At 59.3% G+C, this 500-nt stretch carries 1 protein-coding gene; it reads right to left on the minus strand.

Annotated elements, in window-relative coordinates; genetic code table 11:
- On the minus strand, positions 1-500 hold a 500-nt coding region (locus C6H66_RS25005; protein WP_146111146.1), incomplete at both ends, for a tyrosine-type recombinase/integrase.

Below are 500 nucleotides of genomic sequence, written 5' to 3' on the forward strand. Positions count from 1 at the left end.
CTAGCCCGTCCATCGCCACGAACAGCGATTGAAGGTCCGGGGTGACCAGCAGTTGCGGGCGGACCTGTTGCTGATAGAACTGGAGCCAGCTTAAAGCCCGTTCGCCGAGGGGCAACACCCGGTCTTTATTGCCCTTGCCCTGCCGGATGGTCACGGTTTTGCGTGACCCGTCAATGCTGTAGATATTGAGCCGGGCCGCTTCACTGCGCCGTATCCCCGTTGACCAGAGCAGCTCCATCAGGGCCCGGTCGCGCGCGCCCTGCAACGTATGCGGGTCAGGCAGCGACAGGATATGCTCGATTTCATCAATGCTCAGGATATACTTTGGCAGCCGTTTTTCTTCCCGCGGCAACTCAATGTCCGCTGCCGGGTTCGCCAGTATCAGATTCTGTTTCGTCAGCCATTTGAACCACACCTGTAACGGCTGCAACTGCGTGCGTTGGGTGCGGATGCTCAGCGGCTCTCCGTTGGTCTTGCGGTACTGGTACAGGTAGCGCTGR

It is taken from the genome of Photorhabdus hindustanensis (assembly GCF_002968995.1).
Taxonomy (GTDB): domain Bacteria; phylum Pseudomonadota; class Gammaproteobacteria; order Enterobacterales; family Enterobacteriaceae; genus Photorhabdus; species Photorhabdus akhurstii.